The organism is Streptomyces sp. NPDC087859 (assembly GCF_044742595.1).
Classification (GTDB): Bacteria; Actinomycetota; Actinomycetes; order Streptomycetales; family Streptomycetaceae; genus Streptomyces; species Streptomyces canus_F.
Map to the genome: position 1 here is coordinate 571,611 of NZ_JBIUUU010000005.1, position 7,820 is coordinate 579,430.

Annotated in this window: 5 protein-coding genes and 3 pseudogenes; 6 read left to right on the forward strand and 2 right to left on the reverse strand. The window is 68.1% G+C overall.

Annotated elements, in window-relative coordinates; all coding sequences use genetic code 11:
• Nucleotides 1-326 precede the first annotated feature (326 nt).
• From fxsT to ACIOHP_RS15270, 5 genes and pseudogenes are all read left to right on the forward strand, one after another.
• Nucleotides 327-2,033 (forward strand): FxSxx-COOH system tetratricopeptide repeat protein, encoded by a 1,707-nt coding sequence (gene fxsT / locus ACIOHP_RS15250; RefSeq protein ID WP_401887525.1) that lies wholly within the window; start codon nt 327-329, stop codon nt 2,031-2,033.
• A gap of 173 nt (nt 2,034-2,206) precedes the next feature.
• Nucleotides 2,207-2,623, forward strand: coding sequence for a DUF6313 family protein (locus ACIOHP_RS15255; protein ID WP_401887529.1), 417 nt, complete (start codon nt 2,207-2,209; stop codon nt 2,621-2,623).
• Nucleotides 2,620-2,883: a DUF6313 family protein gene (locus ACIOHP_RS15260; protein ID WP_401887531.1), complete on the forward strand. Its 264-nt coding sequence runs from the start codon at nt 2,620-2,622 to the stop codon at nt 2,881-2,883. Before ACIOHP_RS15255 ends, ACIOHP_RS15260 begins: the two co-directional genes overlap by 4 nt.
• Before the next feature lie 28 nt (nt 2,884-2,911).
• Nucleotides 2,912-3,898 (forward strand): LuxR C-terminal-related transcriptional regulator, encoded by a 987-nt coding sequence (locus ACIOHP_RS15265; protein ID WP_401887534.1) that lies wholly within the window; start codon nt 2,912-2,914, stop codon nt 3,896-3,898.
• Between the two features lie 27 nt (nt 3,899-3,925).
• Nucleotides 3,926-4,789: pseudogene (locus tag ACIOHP_RS15270) on the forward strand (transcriptional regulator); the annotation flags it as partial.
• On the opposite strand, the pseudogene ACIOHP_RS15275 reads toward ACIOHP_RS15270, so the two are convergent.
• Both ACIOHP_RS15275 and ACIOHP_RS15280 read right to left on the reverse strand, forming a co-directional pair.
• Nucleotides 4,770-5,432 (reverse strand): annotated as a pseudogene (locus tag ACIOHP_RS15275) (HAD family hydrolase). The pseudogenes ACIOHP_RS15270 and ACIOHP_RS15275 sit on opposite strands and share 20 nt — an antisense overlap.
• A 432-nt stretch (nt 5,433-5,864) precedes the next feature.
• Nucleotides 5,865-6,203 (reverse strand): annotated as a pseudogene (locus tag ACIOHP_RS15280) (transposase); the annotation flags it as partial.
• A gap of 65 nt (nt 6,204-6,268) precedes the next feature.
• Between ACIOHP_RS15280 and ACIOHP_RS15285 the strand changes: the two are divergent.
• Nucleotides 6,269-7,441, forward strand: coding sequence for an IS4 family transposase (locus ACIOHP_RS15285; protein WP_401887536.1), 1,173 nt, complete (start codon nt 6,269-6,271; stop codon nt 7,439-7,441).
• Nucleotides 7,442-7,820 lie beyond the last annotated feature (379 nt).

Genomic DNA, 7,820 nt, shown 5'->3' on the forward strand with positions numbered 1-7,820 from the left:
GCAGCGCCGGAAAGGGCCCGATACCCACGCGATGTGCGCGCCCGCCCGACGGCGCTTGCTGAATCCTTGGAGGCCGCCCGTGCGCTGCCGGGACGTACCGCGGCGGGGTATCTGCCCCGGATCGGGGGTGGTCGGGCGATGCGGCGGGTCCGCGTCGACCGGCATGCGACGCAGATCCCCCGGGCCCTCCCGATACCTGGGATGGATGCTGGTGAACGTGGGGCGGGTCAAGGGCCGCTGGTCATAGCCTGGTTGGTGACGTACGGCGGCACGGTGCGGGGGCATGGATGGCTGATACGTGGGCGTCTGACGGTAGGTCGGACCGGGTGTGGTTCATCAGCCATGCGGGGGCGGATCGTGCGTGGGCGGAGTGGGTCGGCTGGCAGCTCCTGGACGCCGGGCACCAGGTCGAGCTGGATTACTGGGACTGGGGTACCGGCGACAACTTCGTTGTGAAGATGAACGCCGCCCTCGAGCGCGGCCGGCTCCTGGCGTTGTTCTCCCCGGCCTACTTCGAACCAGAACGGTTCACGACCCCGGAGTGGACTGCGGTGGTGGCGATGCGGGAGAAGATCACCCCCGTGCGGCTGTCCGGGGTGGATCCGCCGGCGATCCTGCGCCCGCTGCTGTGCCGCGACCTGTTCGACCTGGGCCCGGCCGAGGCGCGCAGGGTGTTGCTGGAGGGGGTCGACGGCCCGGCACGGCCGGATGCGGAGCCGCCCTTCCCCGGCCCGGGTGGGGTGGTGCGGCAGGTTGGCGCCAGCGGTCCTCGCCTGCCGGGGAGTCTGCCGCGGGTGCGGAACCTGCCGGCCCGCAACGCGGCGTTCACCGGCCGCGACAGCCTCCTAGTCCACCTGCGCCAGGCACTCGCGTCCGGCCAGCGGGTTGCGGTCCAGGCCCTGCACGGCCGGGGCGGGGTCGGCAAGACTCAGCTGGCGATCGAGTACGCCTACCGGTTCGCTGGCGAGTACGAACTTGCCTGGTGGGTCCCGGCGGAAGACCCGGCCCTGATCCCCGGCCAGCTCGCGGCTCTCGCCGCCCGGATCGGCGCCGCGCCTGCTGGCACGTCGCCCGCTGCCGCGGTCGAGCTGCTGCTGGGGGAGCTGGGAACGATGTCACGCTGGCTGCTGGTCTTCGACAACGCCGAAGACCCCAGCGCCCTGGCGCCGTTCCTGCCCGGCGGCACTACCGGGCACGTCCTGATCACCTCGCGCAACCCCCACTGGCGTACCTACGCCGCCCCGCTGGACGTGGACACCCTTGCCCGTACCGAATCCATCGCCCTGCTCCGCGCCCAAGGCGCCGACCTCCTTGACGAGGACGCCGACCACCTCGCCCACACCCTGGACGACCTCCCCCTGGCGCTCGCCCAGGCCGCGGCGCTGCTCACCCGGGGCCTGTCGGCCGCCGATCTGACGGCAGAACTCGCCCGGAGCATGCATGAGGTGCTGGCGGAGGGCCGTCCGGATGACTATCCGGTCTCCTTGGCCGCGCAAGTCCGGCTGACCACTGCCCGTCTGGATACCGAGCATCCGGGCGCCGCCGCCGTGCTGGCCGCGCTCGCGCTGCTGGCTCCCGAGCCCTTCCCGCTGACCGCCTGCGTCGGCCGTCTGCCCGATCAGACCTGCACCGCATTGAGCGAGACGATGACGTCGCGGCTGCGCGCCGGGAGCGCGGTGGAGGCGATCGCCCGGCACAGCCTGGCCCGCACCCAGAACGGCACCCTCCAGCTGCACCGCCTGACCCAGGCCGTCCTGGCCGACCAGCTCACCCCATCCCAGCGTGAGCAGGCGCTACGGGATGCGGAAGCACTCCTGACCGCGGCGGCCCCCGAAGACATGACCGATCCGGTGGGGTGGCCGGTGTGGCAGGTGCTGCTGCCGCACCTGCTGGCCGTGGACCCAGCCTCCCTCACCACCACAGACGGAAGGAAGGCGCTCCGTGGCGCGTGCTGGTACCTGATGGACCACGGCCAGCCCTCCCTCGCCCGAGACCGCCTGCAGCTCCTGTACGACACCCTGCTGCAGAACTAGGTTGAGCGCCGGTTGATCGTCCGGCTGCCGGTCGAATGGCGAGTGGGGGGAGGGGGCCAGAGGGATTGTTGACGTAGCAGCTCGAGTTCTGCTTGCCAACGCGCGAGCGGCCCACCGCGAGCTGACGCAGGGACGTGGGTTCAAGTGGCGGCGCGATTCGGTAGTTTGAGCACATGGTCGACCCGCCGCTTTCTGCCCCGCCTGACACCGGGCGTGAACGGGCGCGTGACTGGTTTCGATCACTGTCCCGGCTGAATCGGGCACAATACTGGCTGCTGACCCGTGCGGTGCGATGGTGTGCCGGGTTCGGTTCGCTCTACGTCCTGGGCAGTCTTGTGTTGGGCTGGGGAACGGCATACGAGGTCATGATCGGCATCAAGTCGCCCAGGGACACGTTGCATCCAGAGCTTAGTGTGGTCTTGTCGGTGACGGGATGGCTGCTCGTGCCTGCCTTCGTCGGCGGCGCGGCCGGATACCTCGTTAGCCGTGAGATCGACAGTCGGAGGTCTATATCCGGGGCCGAAGTACTCGACCGTATGCGGAGCGAGACCGATGGGCCTGGTGAGCCGCCAGCCGGGGGCGGTGCATGAGATCCCTGGTTGAAATGCATGCTGCGGGCGAGGAAGAGCGCCGGTTCGTCGAGGAATTCGTACTGAAACCGCACCGCGGCGATTGGACGCTGGCCAAGGACCATTGGACACGAATCATGCGTCACATAGCTGACCGGGCGAAGGAGTTGGAGGACATGAAGTCCGACGAAGCAGCACGGCACACAGAGAACCTGGCGCGCACGGTGGCACTGGGACTGGCCCAGGCGTACAAGTGCTGGGCTTGCTGCAACAGCCGATGAAGCGCAGACGCAGGGCTACGGTGGAATCATGACGGACAGGGTCCCGGCAGAACAGGTGATGCGCGAGATGATCGCCGCCGCCTGCCCTGACGCTGCGCCTGAGACGGTCCGAGATCTTGCCCAGGATGTGGTTGACACGGTCCTCGGGCAGGCTTCGGGCCCTGACGACATGCAGCGGGTGGCCGGGCGGTTTGCGACGGCGCTCGGTAGCGACACCCAAACGGTGAAGCCGCTGGAGTTCACGGTGCTGGCCGCACAGTTCAGTGTCCGGATAGACGGCCAGAAGGTGACGCTGGATTCCCCCAAGCCGCGAGCCGTGCTGTTGGGTCTGCTGCTGCGCGGGGGACAGGCAAGCACGGGGCAGCTCATCGACGATCTCTGGGGCGACCAGCCACCCGCGACCGCCGGGTCAACCCTTACAGCGCACGTCTCCCGCCTCCGCAGGATCTTTAGGACCTTCGAGCGCCCAGAGCTCGCTGGTGGGAATGTCCTCACGACGACCCACGGTGGCTATGCCCTGAACATGGGACTCGTGTCGAGCGACCTCCAGCGTGCCCAGGCACTGGAACAGCTGGCACAACGCGCGCAAGCGGCGGGAGACCTTGCAGTGGCCCGTCACGCTCTGCTTCGCGCCCGGTCACAGTTCCAAGGAAGGCCGCTGGTGGAGGAAGTCGGCTCCTTCGCCGAAGCGCAGGGACGCCTGCTCGACGAATGGCGACTGGTCCTGGAGGAACGGCAGCGTGATCTCCATCGCCGGGTACTCGACACGACGGCGGACCTCACGGCCAGTGAGCTTGCGGTCGCGCGCCTTGCGGCCGCTGGCATGACCAACCGGGAAATCGCTAGGGAACTGGTCATCACCCGCAGCATGGTCGAGTTCCATCTCACTCGCATCTACCGAAAGCTCGGCATCACCTCTCGCCAGGCGATCCCTGAGGCTGTAGGCCACGGCACAAAGCCGACCGTCGACACGGGCCTCGGTAGAACGTCTGGCCGTCCGGGAGGAACACCGTGATGGGCGGCGGCTCCGGCGGCGTGGTATCTCTACTGGTCCGTCGCCCCCGCCATCCTGCACCCCTCCACCCTTGCCCACGCCGCACTGGGGTGCGCCCTGCTCACCGAAACCGTAGGCAAGACGAGGCGGTCGGTGGCTGAGGCGCTCGCCGAGACCTACCTGCTCGCCGGGCGCATTGAGTTCTTCGACATGCGCGAGCCCGATCGTGCAGGACAAACCCTGCTGCGCGCGCTGCAGGCCGCCGGCGAAGCCGATGACTCCTTGCTGGGCGCGGCAACCCTCGCCCACGCCGCGTTCGTGCCCGGCTGGGAAGGGCGTCGTGACGATGCTGTCGAGCGCATGGTGGCCGCGCGCACCTATGCGCGGCGCGGTCCCGCGTCCGCCGAGTTGCTGGCGTGGCTGGATGCGGTTGAAGCGGAGTGCGAAACCCGGTGCGGCAACACCCGGACTGCACTCCATCTGATCGGGCACGCCGAAGACGTGCTGGCCGCGGGCTCTCAGAACCAGAGCCCACCGTGGCTGGACTGGTTCAGCCCGGTCCGGCTGGCGGCCTTCAAGGGCAACACGCAGTTGAAGGCTGGGCACGTGCTCCAGGCGCGCGACACACTGCTGGGGGTTCTATCTGCCCTGGAACCGATCGAGGAGAAGCAACTGACCGTCGTCCTTGGCGACCTCGCCGCAGTCGAGGCGGCCGCGGGCCGACCGGAAGAGGCCTGCGCGTATGCGCTTCGGGCCCTCGATCAGCTCGAGCGGACCTGGTACGCCATGGGCATGGACCGGGTTCGCGAGGTGCGGCGCACTCTGGCGCCGCACCAGCACGAACGATGTGTACGGGACCTCGACGACCGGTTGTACGGCTGGTCAACGACCGTCAGCGCGCTGAGCCATTGAAGTCCTTGATCAGACCGGACAGCTCCGAGAGGCTCTCGACACGGAACGTCGGGAGCCTCTCGGCTTCCTCGGTCCGCCACTGAATCATCGCCCACGGACCTCGGTGGACCAGGGCGGTGTGCATCCCCGCAGCCACTGCCGGCCGCAAGTCGTTGTCGACACGGTCACCGACGTACAGAATCTCGTCGTTGCTGAAGGGGACGACCTTGGCAACACGCCGAAAGAACTCAAGATCCGGCTTGCTGGCACCCCAGTCGTCCGAGGTACCGATCAGATCGACATCGGTCGAGAACAACTCCCGCAGGAGCTGACCGGCCCGCACGGTCTGGTTACCCGCAATGCCCAGCCACAAGCCATCCGCGCGCAGCTGCGCCAACGCGGGGCGAACGTCGTCGTACAGGTCGTCCTCGCCGAACGACTCCGGTTGCCCGGCGGCTGCCCGCTGCTCGCGTTCCTCATACAGGTCGAAGCCGGGCCGAAACTCCTGTCACACCTCGCGGTAGTCGCGCCCCTGCGCGATGACCGCGCCGAACATCGCGTGAAAGGTCTGCTGAGGCACATCGAGCCAGTCGGCCCATGTCCCGTACTCCCGGGTCTCGTCCACCAGGCACTCACCAACATCGAACACCACTGCACGAATCATGACGGCAGAGTAGCGGGGCTGCGCGAAGAGTCTCCTCGGGTGGCCCGGGCCCGACGGTGCGACTGTGACCGCTCCCCGCCAGTCTCCCCCGTCATTGCGGGCACAGCTTTGCCCCGGCCGGGTGCGGGTTCACGGCTTGGTGGGGTGTCCGCTTCCGCCCAGTGCGCAGTGCATGCAGGGACGACCTTTCGGCAGAAGCCCTGCATTGCTTTTCGCCGCGTAGGCGACCGCCCTGCACTCCCGCACGGCGCAGACGCGGCCCCGAAGCGAACTCTTCGGGGCCGCGGTGCGCTCCATCGCACTGCGCGTCGGGTTGCGCTCGCTGAACAACGCGTTCTCGAGGTCTATGCTGCCGACTTGCTCCCACCGGGGATTGGGTCACGTCCGCGGGAGTGGTGTATTGACGGCCACTCGGTGATCTCGGTTTTGAGGCTATGCGGTGAGTTCGGTGGGCAGGGCGGTCTCGTCGGTTTCTGACTCGATCGGGTGGAGGCGGGCCTTGGCCAGCAGGTCGAGTCCCATGTAGCGGCGGGCTTCGGTCCATTCGTCGTTCTGCTCGGCCAGCACCGCGCCGACCAGGCGGATCAGGGCGGCGCGGTCGGGGAAGATGCCGACCACGTCGGTGCGGCGGCGGATCTCCTTGTTGAGTCGTTCCTGCGGGTTGTTCGACCAGATCTGCCTCCAGCTCTCACGCGGGAACGCGGTGAACGCCAGAACGTCGCCCTGTGCGGCGTCCAAGTGGGCCGCGGTCTTGGGGAACTTGGCCTCTAGGGCCAATGCCGTTGTTTTAGTTGCGGGCGTACGCTGCCTCGTAGTGCTTCCCGGGGGTGGTGCGGGTGTCTGCGGATGTCGGCGAGTTATCGGGGCTGGGGCTGCTGACCTGGGTGTATCGGCCTGGGTTGGTCGATCGTGTGGTGGCCGCTTGCGGTCGTGGCGAGCAGCGCAGACGCCTGCTGCCAGCTCGATTGGTGGTGTATTTCGTGCTCGCCCTTGCCCTGTTCTCGCCGGCTCCGTATCTGGAGGTGATGCGACATCTGGTCGAGGGCCTGCGGAGCCAGGGCCTGCTGGGCGAGTGGCACATCCCTGCGAAGTCGTCGCTGTTTCGAGCTCGCCAGCGGCTGGGCTCGGAGCCACTGCGGGTGCTGTTTGCCACGACCGCGAAGCCGATGGGCACCGAGGCCACGCCGGGTTGCTTCTGGCGAGGGCTGCGGCTGCTGGCAGTGGACGGCACCTGCTGGGACGTGGCCGACAGTCCGGCCAATGAGGCCGCCTTCGGCCGTCCCGGAAACAGTCGCGGCCACGACAAGTCCTCCTTTCCTCAGGTGCGGATGGCCTGTCTGATCGAGGTGGGCACCCACCTCGTCCTGGACGCGGAACTGGCCGGCTGCCGCACCGGCGAAGTCACCCTGGTGGGCCGCCTGCCCCGCTCCTGCCAGCCCGGCGAACTGGTCCTGGCCGACCGGGAATTCCTCGGCGTGCCGCTTTGGCGGGCCTTCACCGACAGCGGCGCCGATCTGCTGTGGCGGGTGCCCGCCAACCGCATCCTTCCCGTCGAGCGGCAGTTACGGGACGGGTCCTGGATCTCCCGCATCCACGCCCACACCGACCCCGCGCACCGCGATCCGGTCACAGTGCGGGTGGTGGCCTACCAACTGCACGGCACCCGCCGCAAAGGCGAGAAGTACCGGCTGGTGACCAGCCTGCTCGATGCCCGCCGTTACCCCGCCCGCGAGCTGGCCGCGCTCTACCAGGAACGCTGGGAAGCGGAGGCTGTCTTCGCCGAGCTCAAGACCCATCAACGCGGCGCCCGCATCGTGCTCACCAGCAAGACGCCCGACGGAATCCTGCAGCAGATCTGGGCCCACCTGCTCGTCCACCACGCGCTGCGCGAGCTGATGGTCAGAACCGCCGCCACCCGCGGCCTGGATCCCGACCTGATCTCCTTCACCGAAACCCTGCGCTCCGCCCGGCGCAGCGTGACCATCACGCCGGGCAGCTTTTCCCCCTGAGCTGCTGGTCAGAGCCCTTGTCTGGCTCCAACACGACCTGCTCGAACGCGTCCTGCCACACAGACGCCTACGCAGCCAGCCTCGCGTCGTCAAACGCAAGATGTCCAACTACCGACTCAAGCGAGCCGGACACCACACCTGGCCACAGCCCACCCGCACCGGCGTCCAAGCCGTCCGCATCCAACGCCCCCAACCCGCAGAACCGTAAAGCAACAGCATTGCCTCTAGGGCGTCTAGGACGTGGCGCATCTGGGCCTGGACGGCGTCGGTGTCGGGCTGTTCTAAGTGGGCGGTTCGTGAGTCTTTGATGGGATCTGCTGTCGCCTGATCGTGTGGCGGCGGGGCGGAATCTACCGGTCCGCGGTTGGTGATCTGCTGA

Excerpts from the sequence above, each read along its gene's own strand:
- ACIOHP_RS15265 (WP_401887534.1), top strand. The coding sequence starts at position 2,912 with ATGACGGACAGGGTCCCGGCAGAACAGGTGATGCGCGAGATGATCGCC.
- ACIOHP_RS15255 (WP_401887529.1), top strand. The coding sequence starts at position 2,207 with ATGGTCGACCCGCCGCTTTCTGCCCCGCCTGACACCGGGCGTGAACGG.
- ACIOHP_RS15260 (WP_401887531.1), top strand. The coding sequence starts at position 2,620 with ATGAGATCCCTGGTTGAAATGCATGCTGCGGGCGAGGAAGAGCGCCGG.